General features: G+C 37.2%; 19 protein-coding genes and 1 tRNA gene. 12 read left to right on the top strand and 8 right to left on the bottom strand.

All coding sequences use genetic code 11. The features are described 5' to 3' along the window. Positions 1 to 104: 104 nt before the first annotated feature. Entirely contained in the window at positions 105 to 827 is a 723-nt protein-coding gene (locus tag DCS32_RS12845) for a hypothetical protein (protein ID WP_108878639.1), read from the top strand. Positions 828 to 844: 17 nt separating this feature from the next. Next, the gene (locus tag DCS32_RS12840; protein WP_108878638.1) at positions 845 to 1,369 is read left to right on the top strand and encodes a putative signal transducing protein; all 525 of its coding nucleotides are present in this window, start codon (positions 845 to 847) and stop codon (positions 1,367 to 1,369) included. 2 nt (positions 1,370 to 1,371) lie between these two features. Here DCS32_RS12840 and DCS32_RS12835 read toward each other — a convergent pair whose 3' ends face one another. Then, entirely contained in the window at positions 1,372 to 2,991 is a 1,620-nt protein-coding gene (locus DCS32_RS12835) for an ABC-F family ATP-binding cassette domain-containing protein (protein ID WP_108878637.1), read from the bottom strand. Between the two features lie 166 nt (positions 2,992 to 3,157). Here DCS32_RS12835 and DCS32_RS12830 point away from each other — a divergent pair, with 166 nt between their 5' ends. Further along, on the top strand, positions 3,158 to 4,561 hold the full coding sequence (locus tag DCS32_RS12830) for a TlpA family protein disulfide reductase (RefSeq protein WP_108878636.1): 1,404 nt from the start codon (positions 3,158 to 3,160) through the stop codon (positions 4,559 to 4,561). Positions 4,562 to 4,636: 75 nt separating this feature from the next. Here the strand turns inward: DCS32_RS12830 and fsa are convergent, their stop codons facing one another. The 4 genes from fsa to DCS32_RS12810 all read right to left on the bottom strand — a co-directional run bounded on the left by fsa (position 4,637) and on the right by DCS32_RS12810 (position 7,532). Then, the gene (gene fsa, locus DCS32_RS12825) at positions 4,637 to 5,293 is read right to left on the bottom strand and encodes a fructose-6-phosphate aldolase (protein ID WP_108878635.1); all 657 of its coding nucleotides are present in this window, start codon (positions 5,291 to 5,293) and stop codon (positions 4,637 to 4,639) included. 81 nt (positions 5,294 to 5,374) lie between these two features. Further along, entirely contained in the window at positions 5,375 to 6,178 is an 804-nt protein-coding gene (locus tag DCS32_RS12820) for an SDR family oxidoreductase (RefSeq protein WP_108878634.1), read from the bottom strand. A 177-nt stretch (positions 6,179 to 6,355) separates the two neighbouring features. Beyond that, complete coding sequence (locus tag DCS32_RS12815) at positions 6,356 to 6,802, bottom strand: thioredoxin family protein (RefSeq protein WP_108878633.1); 447 nt, start codon at positions 6,800 to 6,802, stop codon at positions 6,356 to 6,358. 97 nt (positions 6,803 to 6,899) lie between these two features. Next, entirely contained in the window at positions 6,900 to 7,532 is a 633-nt protein-coding gene (locus tag DCS32_RS12810; protein WP_108879294.1) for an NAD(P)H-dependent oxidoreductase, read from the bottom strand. 90 nt (positions 7,533 to 7,622) lie between these two features. On the opposite strand from DCS32_RS12810, the gene DCS32_RS12805 reads away from it, so the two are divergent. The 7 genes from DCS32_RS12805 (at position 7,623) to DCS32_RS12775 (ending at position 13,896) form a co-directional block, all read left to right on the top strand. After that, a complete protein-coding gene (locus DCS32_RS12805) occupies positions 7,623 to 8,018 on the top strand; it encodes an acyl-CoA thioesterase (RefSeq protein ID WP_108878632.1) in 396 nt (131 codons plus the stop codon). Continuing rightward, positions 8,018 to 8,686, top strand: a complete 669-nt coding sequence (locus DCS32_RS12800; RefSeq protein ID WP_108878631.1) for a vancomycin high temperature exclusion protein — start codon at positions 8,018 to 8,020, stop codon at positions 8,684 to 8,686. Before DCS32_RS12805 ends, DCS32_RS12800 begins: the two co-directional genes overlap by 1 nt. Before the next feature lie 56 nt (positions 8,687 to 8,742). Continuing rightward, positions 8,743 to 9,480, top strand: coding sequence for a gliding motility-associated ABC transporter permease subunit GldF (gene gldF, locus DCS32_RS12795; RefSeq protein WP_108878630.1), 738 nt, complete (start codon positions 8,743 to 8,745; stop codon positions 9,478 to 9,480). Beyond that, entirely contained in the window at positions 9,477 to 11,171 is a 1,695-nt protein-coding gene (gldG, locus tag DCS32_RS12790; protein ID WP_108878629.1) for a gliding motility-associated ABC transporter substrate-binding protein GldG, read from the top strand. The genes gldF and gldG overlap by 4 nt, the downstream gene beginning before the upstream one ends. 118 nt (positions 11,172 to 11,289) lie before the next feature. Further along, positions 11,290 to 12,408: a DNA polymerase III subunit beta gene (gene dnaN / locus DCS32_RS12785; protein ID WP_108878628.1), complete on the top strand. Its 1,119-nt coding sequence runs from the start codon at positions 11,290 to 11,292 to the stop codon at positions 12,406 to 12,408. 189 nt (positions 12,409 to 12,597) lie between these two features. Beyond that, on the top strand, positions 12,598 to 13,671 hold the full coding sequence (locus DCS32_RS12780; protein ID WP_108878627.1) for a M28 family metallopeptidase: 1,074 nt from the start codon (positions 12,598 to 12,600) through the stop codon (positions 13,669 to 13,671). A 149-nt stretch (positions 13,672 to 13,820) separates the two neighbouring features. Beyond that, positions 13,821 to 13,896 (top strand) — tRNA-His (locus tag DCS32_RS12775). 133 nt (positions 13,897 to 14,029) lie between these two features. Here the strand turns inward: DCS32_RS12775 and DCS32_RS12770 are convergent. The 3 genes from DCS32_RS12770 to DCS32_RS12760 all read right to left on the bottom strand — a co-directional run bounded on the left by DCS32_RS12770 (position 14,030) and on the right by DCS32_RS12760 (position 16,414). Continuing rightward, the gene (locus tag DCS32_RS12770; protein WP_108878626.1) at positions 14,030 to 14,380 is read right to left on the bottom strand and encodes a hypothetical protein; all 351 of its coding nucleotides are present in this window, start codon (positions 14,378 to 14,380) and stop codon (positions 14,030 to 14,032) included. 6 nt (positions 14,381 to 14,386) lie between these two features. Then, positions 14,387 to 15,103, bottom strand: coding sequence for a bacillithiol biosynthesis deacetylase BshB1 (gene bshB1, locus DCS32_RS12765; protein WP_108878625.1), 717 nt, complete (start codon positions 15,101 to 15,103; stop codon positions 14,387 to 14,389). 135 nt (positions 15,104 to 15,238) lie between these two features. Continuing rightward, complete coding sequence (locus DCS32_RS12760; protein WP_108878624.1) at positions 15,239 to 16,414, bottom strand: trans-sulfuration enzyme family protein; 1,176 nt, start codon at positions 16,412 to 16,414, stop codon at positions 15,239 to 15,241. Between the two features lie 189 nt (positions 16,415 to 16,603). Between DCS32_RS12760 and hutI the strand changes: the two genes are divergently transcribed. Both hutI and DCS32_RS12750 read left to right on the top strand, forming a co-directional pair. After that, the gene (gene hutI, locus DCS32_RS12755) at positions 16,604 to 17,833 is read left to right on the top strand and encodes an imidazolonepropionase (protein ID WP_108878623.1); all 1,230 of its coding nucleotides are present in this window, start codon (positions 16,604 to 16,606) and stop codon (positions 17,831 to 17,833) included. Further along, a complete protein-coding gene (locus tag DCS32_RS12750; RefSeq protein ID WP_108878622.1) occupies positions 17,830 to 18,408 on the top strand; it encodes a hypothetical protein in 579 nt (192 codons plus the stop codon). Before hutI ends, DCS32_RS12750 begins: the two co-directional genes overlap by 4 nt.

The following is an 18,408-nucleotide window of genomic DNA, read 5'->3' as shown; positions in this document are numbered from 1 at the left end:
CATATTTTCTTAACTGTTTTGTTTAATTAATACATAAAACACCTAGTATCAATTATTCCCATTGACATTATCGCATTTGTATTGTATCTTTAAAAGAAAAAAAGATGCTATTATCCAGAACCAACATTTACGATAAGTTACTTCGTGAGCGCAGTAAAAGTGAGCAAGAACAAGATATCCTAGCACAAGTACAACAGGTTTTTGATCAAGACCGCTTTCGCGAAAGCGGAATCCTCAAAACCCTAAACGGAGCTTCTGAGGCAGGTTATAACGAGTTTGACTTTGACTTACTTGAAACCTCAAAAATCTTCCACATTAAACAAATAGAGAAAATTTGCGTAGACTACAGACTACGTTTTCTCGATACCAAATACTTTAAAGGAAAATATCCTCAAGAAGTACTGGATAATATCAAATACCTAGAAAACACACATCACACGGAGCTTGATGGTTTTAAAATCATTGCTCCTTCAAAAATGTTTGTATTAGAAAAAGCAGATGACCCATTATTATTTGCACCTATGGGTAATGGATATTACTATCTAATACACCAGTGGGGTAATGATCTTAATCCTTTTAGAAAGCAATGGGCATGGTCATTTAAGTCTGTCGAGAACTTAATAATCACGACAGTACTTATCAGCTTCATCGCTACGCTGTTAACCCCAGACGGTCTTTTTGCAAAGAATCAGGATTTTGGTCAAGATATTATGGTATTTTTCTTTATGTTTAAATCCATCGGAGCGGTAGTACTATTTTATGCATTTGCATTAGGTAAGAACTTTAACAAAGCGATATGGAATAGTAAATACGACAAAACAAGATAACTTTACCAATATAATATATGAGCATACTTCCAGACTCTCGTTATGAAAAAATCCACACTGGGTCTATCATAGAAACTAAAAGATTACAGGCCATTTTAGAGGAGAAAGACATTCCTAGTATAGTGAGAGATGATAATGAGAGTGCAAAGCTTGCAGGCTATGCGCTAGGCTCTCCTGACCAATCTAGATTGCTTGTTGATAAAGAGTATCTGGTAAAGGCAAAACATATTGTAGAGATTGCTCTTGAAGACTTTTCAAACAACGCACTATCTGACGAGGAATTAAACAATCTCTCGCAACAAGAAGCGCCTAAAGTAACAATCAATAGAATCACAAGAACAGCACCAGAAAAGAAAAAGCCAGAATTATCTTCTGGCCGCCTTCTATTATATGTCTTTTTCTTAGGACTCTCCATCTGGAGACTCTCACCGTTACTTCAAGGTGAAGAGCTCCCTACTTTGCGCATTGTGCTAAGTGGAGGCCTTATTGTTTTTTGTAGCTATATGCTCATTACACACTTTATGAACAAGAGTAAGGCTTAGCCTTACTCATACATTGCCATACGTTGTTCTTTTATGCTCTTGTCACTCATGTACTCATCAAAGTTCATGTAGCGATCTATAACTCCCTTAGGCGTTAATTCTATCACACGGTTACCTACCGTGCTCGCAAACTCATGATCATGCGTTGTAAGCATCACAGTGCCCTTGAAGTTCTTAAGTGCATTGTTAAACGCTGTAATTGATTCTAGATCCAAGTGGTTAGTAGGTTCATCTACCATAAGGATATTTGCACGCTTCATCATCATTTTTGAAATCATGCAACGTACCTTTTCTCCTCCTGAAAGTACATTTGACATTTTAAGCGCTTCCTCACCAGAGAAAATCATTTTCCCTAGGAAACCTCTCAAGAAAACTTCCTCTCTTTCTTCTTCTGTTTGCGCATACTGACGCAGCCAGTCTACAAGATTAAGCGTTCCATCTTGAAAGTAAGATGCGTTATCTAGAGGCAAGTAAGATTGTGTAGTAGTTACTCCAAAATCAAAAGTCCCACTATCTGCTTGCTGGTTACCATTGATAATCTCATAAAAAGCAGATGTTGCACGGCTATCTCTTGAGAACAACACTGCCTTATCTCCTTTATTTAAGTTCATATCTACTCCCTTAAATAGGACTTCACCATCTAAAGTAGCGGTTAGACCAGCACAGTTAAAAATCTGATCTCCAGCCTCACGATCTCTATCGAAAATAATACCAGGGTAACGACGACTAGAAGGTCTAATCTCTTCTATATCTAGCTTATCAATCATCTTCTTACGAGAAGTTGCTTGCTTAGACTTTGCAACGTTTGCAGAGAAACGAGCAATAAATTCTTGAAGTTCCTTTTTCTTCTCTTCAGACTTTTTATTCTGCTGTGCACGTTGTCTTGCCGCTAGTTGAGAAGACTCATACCAGAAAGTATAGTTACCACTGTAGTGTGTGATTTTATTGTGATCAATATCTGAGATATGCGTACACACAGCATCTAGGAAGTGACGGTCATGCGATACAACAATAACACAGTTATCATAGTTTGCAAGGAAATTTTCTAACCAAGAAATTGTTTCATAATCCAGGTCGTTTGTAGGCTCATCCATGATAAGCACATCTGGATTTCCAAAAAGTGCTTGTGCAATAAGCACACGTACACGTTGCTTACCATCAAGATCTGCCATCATTGTATAATGATGCTCTTCTTTGATTCCTAGGTTAGAAAGCATGGTTGCAGCATTACTATCTGCATTCCACCCATTCATTTCTTCAAATTTTACTTGAAGCTCTCCGATACGATCTGCATTTTCATCTGTATAGTCTGCATACAGTGCATCGATTTCTGCTTTGATTTCATATAAAGGCTTGTTACCCATCACCACTGTCTCAAGTACATTGTACTCATCATAAGCATAGTGGTTTTGCTCTAGTACAGACATACGCTTTCCAGCCTCTAGATGCACGTGACCAGAGGTAGGGTCTTGTTGACCTGTAAGTATTTTTAAAAAGGTAGACTTTCCTGCACCGTTTGCACCTATGATGCCATAGCAGTTACCGTTAAGAAATGAAGTATTAACTTCATCAAATAAAACGCGCTTACCAAATTGAACTGAAAGATTAGAGACTGATAACATAAAAAACTTCTATTTTGAGCGTGCAAAAATACCTATAATTAAAGAAATTATAATGATAACAAACACAAAATGCTTTTAACGATATGTTAACAATATGCAAAAGTCATTAAAGTTACTTTTGGAAATAGCGCCATAAGCTATCTTATTTAGTGTAAATTGACCTTTTATGAAGTACCTCCTACTCTTAGTTATTCTATCTACCACCCTTACTAGCTGCGTTTTTGAAGAAAATGACAAAGCTCAAGGGACTTACCTAGGAGGGCAGATTATTAACCCTGTACAGAGCTATGTGTTGCTACGTAAGGGAGAAGTAGTGACAGACAGTATTCCACTAGACAGAAGAAATAGGTTTCTATATAAATTTGACAATTTTCAACCTGGACTTTATAGACTAGAGCATGGAGAACATCAATTAGTTCATATAGAAGAAGGAGATAGTATATTATTGAGAGTTAACACTAAGGATTTTGATGAGTCGCTTAGTTTTTCTGGTTATGGGTCAGGAAAAAGCACTTTTTTACTAGACATGTATTTACACTGGGAGAGTGAAAACGAAGGCATCAAGAAAAAATATCAAAAAAATCCAAAGAATTTTCAGAAGACGCTAGATTCCATGGCGATTACTCATAAAGAAGAACTAGATAAGTTTTTGCTTGATAAGGATTATTCGGATGAATTTATTGAAATAGCAACATCTGTTACAGAATTTGATAATTATCAGCGCAAAGAATGGTATCCATTTGCTCATTATGGTAAAGACAAGTTATCATTTATTGATAGCTTACCTAATGACTTTTATAGCTTTCGCGAAAGCATAAATGTAAACAATCCTAATCTTGAAGAACTTTACAGTTTTAGAAGATACCTTGCTTCTTACATTAATAATCTAACCTACCTTCGTTATGGAAAGGAAAACGATTATAATCGCACTTCATACATACACAACCATCACCAGATAGCGGTTATAGATAGCCTTATCAATAACAAAGACCTTAAGGAGCGACTTTTATCTCAAATGTCACGTATTTTTATTGCTAACAGTAATAATCTAGACGAAGTTGATAAGCTTTTTGACGAAATAAAGGAAGTCTCTACTTCTGATGAAACGGTAGCGCTAGTCGATGCATTATATGACAATAATAAATCTATGCAAGCAGGAAATATGATTCCTGATGTCATGATTGTAGGTGCCGACTCTGGAATGAACACCTTATCTAGTCGCATCACAAAGCCTACAGTATTATTTTTCTGGTCTTATTTAAGAATGGCTCACATGGACAATTCTCATGCTAAAGCTCGAGAGTTGCAAGTAAAGTATCCTGAGTTTAATTTTATTGCTATTAATGTGAATACAGAGCACAACAAATGGATGCTTCACTTAAAGAAAAATGACTTTGATGAGTCTAAAGAATATAGACTTTCAAGACCAGAACAAGCTAGAAAGCAACTTGTGCTCAATGATATTAACAAGACCATCGTTCTTGACAAAGACGGAAAAATTCTAAACAGTCACGCAAACTTGCACAACTCTAAATTTGAAAACGAACTACTGGCTTATTTAAATCAATAGCCACTAATTTATAGCAACGAAAAAGCCCCTTTTACTTTACAGTAAAAGGGGCTTTTTATTGGTGTGAGATAAGTATTAGTTATTACCCTTCTCGTAGTCTGCTAAGAATTTTGCAAGACCGCTATCTGTAAGTGGGTGTTTTAATAATCCTTCTATAGATGATAAAGGTCCCGTCATTACATCTGCTCCTATTTTTGCACAATCTATTACGTGCATTGTGTGACGCACAGATGCTGCTAAAATTTGAGTTTCAAACATATAGTTATCATAAATGTGACGAATCTCTGCAATAAGGTTTAATCCATCTGTAGAGATATCATCTAGTCTTCCTATAAATGGAGAAACATATGTTGCACCAGCCTTAGCCGCTAGTAAAGCTTGTCCACAAGAGAATACCAGTGTACAATTTGTGCGTATTCCTTTATCAGAAAAATATTTTATAGCCTTAATACCATCTTTAATCATAGGTACCTTTACTACGATTTGCTCGTGTAATGCAGCAAGCTCCTCCCCTTCTTTTACCATCTCGTCATAGGTGGTAGCAATTACCTCTGCACTTACATCTCCTGTTACAATCTCACAGATATCTACGTAATGTTGTAATATATTTTCACGTCCAGTAATGCCTTCTTTGGCCATTAATGATGGATTTGTAGTAACACCATCAAGAACTCCTAGATCTTGTGCTTCTTTAATTTGGTCAAGGTTTGCTGTATCTATAAAAAATTTCATAGTCTTTTCTTTTTATGATTATACACAAATGTAGCTAAAAGTGATGTGCAGAAGCTAAGAGGGTGTTTAATTGTTTGTTAACTAAAGTTTATAATGATTAAGAAGTAGTTTTTCATACCAAGTATCAGGTAGTATGCGCTTGAGCGCAATACTGAAACGCTGCATAAAGAAACCTACTCGATAATGCACTTTAGGGTTTTTTGACTCCATCACACGTTTTACCACTTTGGCCATGACTACCGTGTCCATTCCTTCATCTACATGTGCATCCATTAATGAAAGGGTATTCTTATAATTCTCTTTATATGGAGAGTTTTCGAGCACTGGTGCGTGGTAACGGCCTGCAGCAATATTAGTCGCAAAGTCACCTGGCGCAACCGTAGTCATCTTTACATTAAATTCTCTAAGCTCCATACGGTACGCCTCTGTAGTAATTCCCAATGCACCCTTGGTCGCAGAGTAAATACCTCTATATGGTAATCCCATATATCCTGCTATCGAGGTTATATTAATTACCATACCACTGCGCTGTTTACGCATCGTAGGCAAGACAGCTTTTATTACTTCTAAAGCTCCAAAATAATTAGTTTCAAAGACTCTTTTAATTTCGGCATCTGGTGTTTCCTCTAGAGGACCCGTAATCCCCATTCCAGCATTGTTAATTAGGTAGTCTATTCTCCCTTCCTTTTCTAATACAGAGGTTACCACAGCCGCAATAGTCGCTGGTTTTGTAACATCTAGCGCAACCATATGCACTCCTTTTTCTATATTATTTTTTGGGTTTCGGCTGGTTCCATATACAGTATACGACTGGTTTACAAGATACTGAGCAATGGCTAAACCTATTCCTGAGGAAGCCCCAGTGATTAAAACTACTTTTGACATAAATCTATTTAAAGGTGGTCAAAGATAAGAAGTTCGCTTATTGTTAATTAGAACAAGCGGGATTTTGTTAGTAGTATCTTTCTATAGGGTAATTTGAGGGTTACGCTTTCGCGAAAGCATAAAAAAAAAACGCTCAGCATATGCCGAACGTTTTATATATGATTGTAAAAGCGTGTATTATCTCGAACGTCTTGCTTTATTAAAAAATGCGTAGTAAGGTGCTGTATCTCTAAGCATACTATAACCAGAAACTTCATCCTTTCTTCTACCATTTGAGTCTAGTAAGAGTACAGTAGGAAAAGATTTATCCTTATTGTATTTGTCTTGAAGCTTCATATTCTTCTTCTTTTGTTCTGGAGAAATGATATCTTCTCTAAAAGGGATATCTACCTCAAGCAACACAAAGTCGTCTGCTTGTTGTATAAACTCATCCGTCTCCCAGAGGTCTTTCTTAAGCATTTTGCAAGGTCCACACCAATCGCTGCCTGTAAAATACATGATAATAGGCTTTCCCTGGCGCTGCGCTACCTTTTTTGCTTTGTCAAAATCAGTATGCCATTTAGCTTCCTGAGCTTGTAATGATACTGTCGAAATAAAGAATAATAAAAATACTATATGTTTCATTGTACTAAATTTAGGGCTACCGCAAAGTTATAAACTTTTAGAAAATAACAAGAATCCTGCCACAAAATTGTATTACAGCCCTATATTCTGTGGAAAGTTACAAATCAAGAACCGCATTGTCCAATGTTTTGCGCACTTTTTTCATAGTAGAAAATATATCATCTTCTGCTCTATAGCCTATGGGCATTACTAATACAGACTGTAATCCTTTATTAGCAAGATCAAAAAACTCATCATATCCTTCTGGAGAAAAACCTTCCATAGGGCACGCATCTATTTCTTCAATCGCACAGACGGTAAGCAAATTACCCATAGCAAGATATGCTTGTTTTGAAGCCCACAAGTCATTTTCTGCATTTGTAGCTTTTTTAAAATGATCAAGAAGATAATTCTTAAATGGCTTTATAATTTCCTCTGGCGTGTTTCTGATTTCTTTTACGTTATCAAAATAGTTTTCTACATAATGTTCATCCACCTGCTTTTCAATACAGAAAATTAGCACATGTGAAGCATCTGCTACTTGTCGCTGGTTCATTGATAATGGAACGAGAGCTTCTTGTTTCTCTTTATTACTTACTACAACTAATCGTACTGGCTGTAACCCAAAGCTAGTAGCAGTAAGGTTAAAGGCGTTTTTTACAATCGCTATTTTTGATTCTGGAAGTATGCGCGAGTTGTCAAACTTTTTAGTCGCATATCTCCATTTTAAAGCTTCTATTACTTGTGGCATCTGTTCTATTTTAAGACCTTGCAAAGATACACTTAGAAGTAAGTACTGCACATATTTTGTCTAGTAATTATATAAAATCATTAAACAAGCATGATTACTCTTGAAGAACGTATTGAAAACTCTGAAACTCGCATCTTTAAAGCGGTGTTTCCTAATACTACAAATCATTACGACACCCTTTTTGGAGGGACTGCAATGCATATGATGGATGAAGCAGCATTTATATGCGCCACACGCTTTAGCCGAAAGAAAGTAGTTACCATATCTACCAGCCAAATAGACTTTACTAAAGCCATCCCACAAGGAACTATTGTAGAATTAATTGCTCGTATTGAAAAAGTGGGCAATACAAGCTGCGTAGTACGCGTTGAGATCTATAAAGAAGATATGTACAATTATGACCGCGAACTTGCAGTAGCTGGTACATTTACCTTTGTTGCTATCAATGATGAAAAGAAACCTATTAAAATAATAGATAACGCTTAGTGCTCAAACATCTAAAGAAATTTATTGCCGTCGCTCTCATTGGGATTATCCTCCTTATTTGCGGAGTGTACGCGCTTTCTCACCATATTGAATCAAGTACGAAGGATCAAACTTTTACTCGTAGCTCAAAAGTACCAGAAGTTTACACTGTTATAGTGCTAGGTGCTAGTGTGAGAGCAAATGGTAATCTATCAACGATGCTAGAAGATCGTGTTGCTAGTGCTCTCAAATTATATAATGAAGGTAGAGTAACACGTTTTCTGCTGTCTGGAGATAATGGCACTGCTTCTTATAATGAGCCTAAAGCAATGAAAGCATACCTTATGGACAAAGGCGTTCCAGAGGATGATATCTTTCTAGATTATGCCGGGTTTGACACTTATGATAGTATGTATAGAGCAAGTTCTGTATTTAATGTAAAAGAAGCTATCGTCGTTACTCAAGAGTTTCACTTGCCACGCGCACTATATATTGCAAATAAGTTAGACCTTACGTACTATGGATTTGTGGGTGACAAACGCACCTACCAGAGAGAAAGCGCAAATAAGCGCAGAGAATTACTAGCAAATGTAAAAGCTTTTCTGGAGTTGACTATAAATAAAGAACCTACGTACTTAGGTCCAAAAATCCCAATTGATGGACCGCCACAGTCAAACTATCCTCAATAAATAATTTTTATGGAATTCAAAAACTACTGTACATTTACTTTTTAAAACAAACCACTTTGTTCGCTATACTTAAAAAAGAAATATCTTCATTTTTTTCCTCGGCAATTGGGTATCTGGTTATTGGGTTATTTCTCATAGTTACTGGGTTATTTTTATGGGTTTTTAAAGGGCCTTTTAATATCACAGAGACCGGATTTGCAGATCTCGCACCGTTCTTCCAGATTGCACCATGGATATTTATATTTCTTATCCCTGCGATAACCATGCGCAGTTTTAGTGAGGAACAAAAAGTAGGTACCTTAGAACTATTACTCACAAAACCCATCTCAAAACTTCAGTTAACGTTAGGGAAATTTCTAGGAGCATTTGCTCTTATCATTCTCGCTATCATACCCACACTTATTTATGTAGTCGCAATTTACCAACTAGGTAATCCCGTGGGCAACCTCGATGTAGGAGTAACCATAGGTAGCTACATAGGATTAATGCTTCTAGCTGCAATATTTACGGCAATAGGCATATTTGCCTCAAGCCTTACAGATAATCAAATCATAGCTTTTATAATCGCCGTATTTTTGAGCTTCTTTTTATATTTTGGACTTGAAGGCATAGCAGCATTTAGTACCACAAGCAGCGCGAGAGATTTCATAAATTTAATGGGCATACAATCGCATTATACCAGCATAAGCCGTGGTGTGGTAGATACTAGGGATCTCATTTACTTTATTAGTGTAACCACATTCTTTATCATTATTACGATGATGAGACTGCATAAAAGGAGTACACTTTCGTGAAAAATTTAAAATACATACTATCACTTCTTCTTGTAATTATCGGCCTATTTATAATTAACGTTATAGGTTCGCTAGTTCACAAACGCTATGACCTAACACAAGATCAACGCTACAGTTTAAGTAATCCTACGCTTGATTTATTAGATCAGATTGACAGTCCGCTGATTATTGATGTTTTTCTAGAAGGTAATTTTCCTGCGGAGTTTAAGAAACTTCAAAACGAGACGCGCTACCTGCTAGAGGAAATGCAAGCCTATAATGATAACATTAGGTTCGAATTTTCAAACCCAGTAGAAGAAGGGGAAAATGTAGCCGAAGTTGCGGGTCAATTCAATGAGTTTGGGATGACCACCATTCCTCTCAAAGTAAAAGAAAATGGAAAGGAGACCACGCAAACTATTTTTCCTTGGGCTACTATAAATTTCAATGTCAAGGCTGTACCAGTAGGACTTGTAAAGAATGTAGTAGGTGCTTCTCCAGAGCAACTCGTATATGCCTCAATACAAAACCTTGAATACGTCTTTGCCGAAAGTTTACACAGCACATTAAATGCAAAGTCTAAGCGTATTGCAGTATTGAGAGATAATGGAGAGCTACCAGATGCAAATATTGCAGATATGTTCCGTAAACTAGGTGACACTTACAATATTGCACCTTTCCCAATGGAATTTGCAAATCAAGATCCAGATAAAGCACTCAAAGCGTTACAAAACACCTTTGATCTAGTAGTTATTGCAAAGCCTACAAAAGCATTTACAGACAAGCAGAAGTATGTGATTGATCAATATATCATGAATGGCGGTAACAGCCTTTGGATGCTAGATGCTGTAGCTATGGAAGATGATAGCCTGCGCAATGATCAAGGTAAAACTATTGCCTTCCCTAGAGATATTAATCTAGATGACCAACTTTTTAAATACGGGATTAGAGTAGACCCATCCTTAGTAGTAGACCTCTACTCTGCCCCACTTAGTGTTGCCTCTGGTGATGGCAGTGATGCTCAATATATACAGTTGCCATGGTTATATAGACCACAAGTACCTAGTATGAACACAAACCCCATCAATACTAATATTGAAAAGCCTGTTCTTTTCAATTATGCAAATCCTATCACCTTATTAGATAATAATAGTGGCGTAAATAAAATAGTCTTATTGCAGTCTAGTATTTATACTAAAATAGAAAGCACGCCACGAGAAATCTCTCTCGGTCAGGTAGATATTGAACCTTTAGAAAGTGATTTTCAAAATGGGCAACAACCACTGGCCGTTTTGCTAGAAGGCTCGTTTCATTCGGCTTTTACTAATAGAGTATTACCAGATGGAAGTGATAAAAGTAATTTTCGCGAAAGCGCACAAAAAAATCCTAAGCTTATACTCATAGCAGATGGTGATATAATCTCAAATAATCTTGATGCACGCGGGCAACCACTAGAATTAGGATTTGATTATTATACAAGAACCAGCTATGGGAATAAGGAGTTTTTGCTCAATGCGATTAACTATCTCCTTGATGACACTGGGCTTATTAACATACGTAGTAAAGAAATTGCGCTTCCTTTTCTTGATATGAAAAAGACGGCACAAAGTATGAGCACGTGGCAAGTCTTGACTATTGGGCTTCCGCTAGCTATTTTGTTTATCTTTGGACTCATCTACAACGCAATTAGGAAACGTCGTTACACACGCTAGATGTTGATAAGTTAATTATAAAAGCCGTCGCATTTAAAATATATTTGTAAGTAGTGAGTGGAGCTTACATTGCGCCACTTTCAGTACCATTTTATTGTATTGCAAAACCTAACTTTCTATGAAATTTATAGTCTCTAGTACATACCTCCTTAAACAATTACAAGTATTGGGTGGTGTGATAAATAACAGCAACACCTTACCTATACTCGATAATTTCCTTTTTGAATTAGACGGAAATACTCTTACAGTTTCTGCATCAGATCTAGAAACTACGATGACATCAAAATTAGATGTTGAGTCTAGTGATAATGGCGCTATTGCGTTACCAGCTCGTTTACTTCTTGACACGCTTAAGACGTTTCCAGAGCAACCACTTACGTTTACACAACATGAGAACAATACCGTAGAGATAAGCTCAAACCATGGTAAATATGCACTTGCATATGCAGATGGAGCAGAGTTTCCTAATGCAGTATCACTAGAAGATCCTAGTGTTGTAAAAATACCTGGAAGTGTACTAGCTACAGCAATAAGTAATACAATTTTTGCTACAGGAAATGATGATTTACGCCCAGTAATGAGTGGTGTATTTTTTCAGTTTGGTACAGATGGACTAACCTTTGTAGCAACAGATGCTCACAAGCTTGTAAAGTATGGCCGCACAGATGTGGTAGCTTCTCAAGCAGCAGAGTTTATCATGCCTAAGAAACCACTTAACTTACTTAAGGGAATACTTTCTACTTCTGATGATGAAATCGCCGTAGAATATAATGAGAGTAATGCAAAATTTACATTTGACAATGTCGAGCTTGTATGTCGTCTTATTGATGGTAAATACCCTAACTATGAAGCGGTAATCCCAAAAGAGAATCCAAATAGATTAACTATAGACCGTAACCAGTTTTTAAATTCTGTACGTCGTGTTTCTATTTTCTCTAATAAGACTACACACCAGATTCGTTTAAAAATCGCTGGAGCAGAGCTTAACATTTCTGCAGAAGATATTGATTACAGTAATAAAGCAGAAGAGCGTCTTACTTGTGATTATCAAGGTGATGATATGCAAATAGGCTTCAATTCTCGTTTCTTAACGGAGATGCTTAATAATATGAATGCAAATGATGTTTCACTAGAAATGTCACTACCTAATAGAGCAGGTATCCTTACTCCAGTAGATGGACTAGATGAAGGAGAGCAAGTAACAATGCTTGTTATGCCAGTAATGCTTAACAACTAAGATTTAATATCTTTATAATAACGAGGTCACTCTAGCAATAGAGTGACCTTTTTTTATACCCTTTTTGGATCTCTTCTAAGGGATAATGGATAGTTACGCTTTCGCGAAAGCAAAAAAACACAATATAATTACCTGCGTTTTTATTCAACTGAAATCAGTACTTTTAGCATAATAAACAACTCCTCATAAATGAAAAAATATATTGCCCTCATGGGATTGGGACTCATTGCCCTTTCTTGTAACGAATCTAAAAAAGTAGTAGCACCTGCTGCTCCTCCAGAACCTGTACTTATAGATGTCACCTCATTGGAAAGCAATGAGAACGACGTACGTAAATACACCAATACTATTACTGCAAATGAGCTGCAAGACATGCTCTACGTATTTGCAGGAGATGATTTTGAAGGTCGTAACACAGGAGATCCAGGGCAAAAGAAAGCAGCAGCATACCTAGTAAACTACTATAAGCAATTAGAAGTAGCTCCAGGAAATAATGGTGATTATTACCAGATTGTACCTAAGACTTTTTTTAGAAAAGGAAGCGAATTAAACGACTCAGAAAACGTGCTAGCTTTTATAGAAGGATCAGAGAAGCCTAATGAAGTACTTGTACTCTCTGCACATCTCGACCACGTAGGAATGGACTCAAAGGGAAATGTCTTTAACGGAGCAGATGATGATGGATCTGGTACTGTTGCTTTACTTGAGATCGCCGAGGCTTTTAAACAAGCTGTAAAAGACGGAAAAGGACCTAAGCGCTCTATCCTCTTTTTACACGTTACAGGAGAAGAGAAAGGCTTATACGGGTCTAGATTCTACTCAGAAAATCCAGTGTACCCATTAGCAAACACCATTGCAGACCTTAACATCGATATGATAGGTCGCAATGATGATGCACACTTAGAAGACAACAACTATGTTTATTTAATAGGGTCAGATAAATTAAGTACAGATTTACACAATGTATCATCTGCAGTAAATGCTAAGTATTTTGATATTAATCTAGATTATCGATACAACGTAGAAAATGAGCCTAACCGTTTTTACTACCGCTCAGATCACTACAACTTTGCAAAAATGAATGTGCCTATCATTTTTTACTTTAATGGTACTCATGAAGATTATCACAAAATAGGTGATACACCAGATAAGATTAACTACCCTTTACTTGAAAAGCGCACAAAACTTGTCTTTGCAACTGCTTGGGAACTTGCAAATCGTAAGGATAGACCTGTGGTAGACAAAGCGGAAAAAGAAGAATAAATTATTTTAAAAAAAATATGTGTTTTATTTAAGTAAATTCACCTAATAATCAACACTTTGAAAAAGGAGTGAAAAATTTCACTCCTTTTTTTATTAGAAAAAGTTGCACATCTTCTAATATTAATTATCTTTGCACTCGCAATTAAAATGGTGGTTGTAGCTCAGTTGGTTAGAGCGCTGGTTTGTGGTACCAGAGGTCGCCGGTTCGAACCCGGTCTTCCACCCTTATTCAAGTCTTCAGATTTCTCTGAAGACTTTTTTTATGCGCATAAGTGGGCGACTCATCGCTTAGCTGAAAGCAATAAGCACAAAAAAACCACCCTTAGGTGGCTTTTTTATAACTCAGAGTATTTATTCCCTAGTTGCTTAATGTAATCTTATCTACTCCATATACTCTTAAGTATTGCTTCGTGGTGGTATCTGAGATAACGACTCTCATCTCGTCATTTGATTTAACAGGATAAACCCTCATGGTATAGGCTTTCTGTTTACTAGACGCAAACTTTTCATCAATCATGATATCACCTGACATATCATACCTCTTAAGCAGTTGTGATGGTAACTTCTTAAGACTATCAAAACTAGTTAGGTTAGGCGCGTGTTTAAAACGCACCGAAGTGGGTATACTATCTAAATGAAACAAAGGCGTCTGCCCTATGACTACAACTCCAAACATTACAAAGCCAACAATCAATACCCGCTGTATCATCACTAATTATTTTAAATCGAACAAACTATCTACCGCCGGATAACGCTCTACGGTAAAACCTTCTCCATATTCTGTACCTATGAGACGTCCTAGGTCTCTAGAGCGATAATTAATACTCTCTTTAAAGGTTTCGCTAGAAATAGGAGTGTCACCATCTTTATTGTTCGGATCGTGAAACTGTGAGCTATATGCAAAGACAGCATCACACTTTTTATCTATAAACCCACTTACGTCTACCACTACATCTGGCTCTATGTGTTGCCATTGAATATAGTGATATACCGTTTTAGGGCGCCATTTTTCTTGTGACTTTCCGTCTACAGAAGTTTCTATCTTTTTCAATCCGCTCAAGAAGCAAGCATCACTCGCTAGTTTACTGCCTTTTCCGTGGTCTATATGCCTATCTGTAATTGCATTACAAAGCACCATTTCCGGTTGATACTTTCTTATTACTTCGATTATTTTAAGTTGGCTCTCTTTATCATTCACAAAGAAACCATCTGCAAGTGCAAGATTCTCACGTACTGCTACACCTAGAATCTTTGCTGCCGCAGCTGCTTCCTCATCGCGTATCTCTGCACTCCCTCGAGTTCCTAGTTCGCCTCTTGTGAGATCAAGTATTCCTACATTTTTTCCATTTGCTATCTCCTTTGCTAGGGTTGCACCACAACCTAATTCTACATCATCTGGATGTGCTCCTATGGCAAGTATATCTAGTTTCATATGTATGCTCGCTAGGCGAGTATCTTTTTGATTATAATTATATAGTAATCGGATTCACTCATAAATTACATGTGCACTTGGTCATTTTTTCATTCCTAAAAAAAACAAACCAAGAAAGCTATGCTCAATCGAGTTTTAATCCGCAACTAGTACTGTCTTTTTTAATACTGCCTTTAGCGCTTGATCGATATCTTCCATGAGGTCTTCCTTCTCCTCTATTCCTACAGAAAAGCGAATTAATCCATCTGCGATACCTTGTTTTGCTCGTTCTTCTTCTCCTAGTAATGAATGCGAAGTTTGTGCTGGACAAAGCATGGTGCTCTCTACACCCGCTAGACTCATAGAAGGTTTGATAAGTTGTAGTGCTTTTTGAAAATCTTCGGCATCAATATGTGCTGCAAGTTCAAAAGACATCATCCCTCCAAAACCGCTCATCTGCTTTTTGGCAAGTTTGTAGTCTGGATGAGATTTTAACCCTGGATAGTACACGCGGCTTATTTCGTCTTTCTTATCAAGCCATTTGGCTATTTTCTTTGCATTTCTATTTTGTGCTTTTACACGTAATGCCATGGTCTTCATACTGCGTTCAAGCATCCATACGGTTAGGTCACTTAGACTTCCTCCTAGATTTTTTGCTAGACCCCAGATGCGATCCATATGTTCTTGACTCGCAGCAATTGCTCCTGCACAGATGTCACTGTGCCCTCCCATATATTTTGTCGCAGAGTGAAGTATAATATCAATCCCAAAATCTGCTGGATTCTGGTTTACCGGAGAGGCAAACGTATTATCAATCATGGTCACAATGCCGTGCTTTTTGGCAAGTGCAGCAACCATCTTCATGTCTGTAACCTTCATAAGTGGATTAGAAGGCGTCTCAATGTAAATCACTTTAGTTTGTGGAGTTATCGCTTTCGCGAAAGCGGCCTCACTCAAATCCTCCGTAAAAGAATACGTAATACCGTACTTCTCAAACTCCTCTACCACTAGGTTATACGTACCTCCATATAATGTTTCTTGAAGCACAACATGGTCGCCACTTCTCAAAAAAGCCAGCAATGCAGTACTTACTGCCGCCATACCACTACCAAAGATCATCCCAGCCTCTGTCTTCTCAAGGGCTGCAATTTTCTTGCTTAATCCTTCTTGATTAGGAGTATTAAAATAGCGAGGGTAGCGCTTTACATCTACATCCATAAAGGCATAAGAAGATGATAAATAAATAGGAGATACAGCTCCTTGAAACTGCTCGTCTTTAATCTCTCCTGTATGTGTACAAATTGTATTAAGGCCTTTATGTGATTTACTCATAGTCGTGTTTTTTTTTCAAATCTAAAAGTACAAAAAAGGGTCACAGCTTGCGACTCAATTATAATAGATTATTAGGTCGGTAATCAAGACAATTCTTACAAATCTAAAGTCCAATATCTTAGCTGCAAAATTCAAATAATCCGCAAAAAATCACAGAAACTATCAGTTAAAGTAACTACCTTTAAGACAATGAAATTAATAACAAACATACATCAGCTTCTTGTAACAGGTGATTTTACAACTCCCCTATCTGGAAAAAATATGGAGGCAATGCCTTATCTCGAGAATGCATACCTCGTTATTGATGAAGATCTTATTTATGAATATGGTCTTATGGAAGACCTCCATCCTATAGCTGTAGAGGAGGTAATTGATGCCTCTGGACAAATAGTGCTCCCTATGTGGTGTGACTCACACACACATCTTGTATATGCAGCAACGCGCGAAGATGAGTTTGTAGATCGTATTAAAGGTCTTACCTATCAAGAAATTGCTACCAAAGGCGGCGGAATATTAAATAGCGCAAGAACCTTGCGTGAGATGAGTGAAGATGATCTTTATAAAGACGCCCTAGTAAGACTTAATACTGCTATTGCAAGCGGTACTGGCGCTATTGAAATTAAAACCGGTTATGGTCTTACAAAAGATGCAGAACTAAAAATGCTCAAGGTAATACAACGATTGCGTAAAGAAGTAAATATACCTGTTAAGGCTACATTACTTGCTGCACATGCGTTTCCTGAGAATTATATACATAATCGAGAAGGCTATATCAAAGAAATTGTAGAGGAGATGATTCCCGCTTTCGCGAAAGCAGGCTTGTGTGATTTTATAGATATTTTCTGTGAGACTGGCTATTTTACAGTTGAGGAAATGGACAGTATTGTTACGGCAGGAAAATCACATGGTCTCAAAGCAAAAGTTCACGTCAATCAGTTTAATAGTATAGGCGGTATCCAAAAAGCAGTAGCTCTAAATGCACTTTCTGTAGATCATCTAGAAGAATTAACAGACGCTGATATATCGGCTTTACAAGGTTCAACCACGATACCTGTTGCATTGCCTGGCTGTTCTTTCTTCCTGAATATACCATATACACCAGCACGTAGTATTATAGATGCTGGGTTGCCACTTGCGATTGCAACAGATTATAATCCTGGTTCATCCCCTAGTTCATCTATGAATTTTGTGGTCTCTCAGGCTTGTATAAATTTAAGAATGACACCAGCAGAGGCAATTGTAGCGGCCACCATTAATGGCGCTTTTGCCATGGACGTAGCAGCCGAAACTGGAAGTATTACCAAAGGAAAAAAAGCTAATTTAATAATCACAAAACCCCTACCTTCTTATAATGCGATACCTTATCATTTTGGCGAAAGCCAGATAGATACCCTTATCGTAAACGGAGACATTTTATGATCATACCTAACTTTAACATCACAGCAGGAAACACCGTAAGCGATATTTTTATAGAAAAAGGAATACAAACATTTTATGACGCCATACGCGCTATACATAAATTGCCTTATGGACGTATTGATAACCCACTTGATTTTGGTAACATTATTACTGAGGGACGAGGTACTTGCAGTACCAAGCATGCAACGCTTAAGACACTCACAGATGAGCACGCAATCTATGGCTTACAGCTAGAACTAGTAATTTATGCAATGGATAATAAAAATACTCCTGGCATAGGAAATATACTTGAGAAGTATAATTTACCATACATGCTAGAGGCACACACTGTCTTAGCATATGACGATGAAATGTATGATTACACCTTTGCAGGCACTCATAATATGAGCTGGAGAGAGGCTGTACTCATGCAAACTACTATTGATACAGATCAAATAGAAGATTTTAAAGTGGAATATCACAAATCTGTTCTAGAAGACTGGATAAAAAGAGACGAGCTAGCATATTCCCTAGACGAAATCTGGAACATACGCGAGCAATGTATTGAAGAGTTAGCTAGCGTAAAAATATTATAG

This window comes from Dokdonia sp. Dokd-P16, assembly GCF_003095655.1.
Taxonomy (GTDB): Bacteria; Bacteroidota; Bacteroidia; order Flavobacteriales; family Flavobacteriaceae; genus Dokdonia.
The sequence above is the reverse complement of the archived record's forward strand: the minus strand, read 5'-3'. Positions and strand labels throughout refer to the sequence as shown.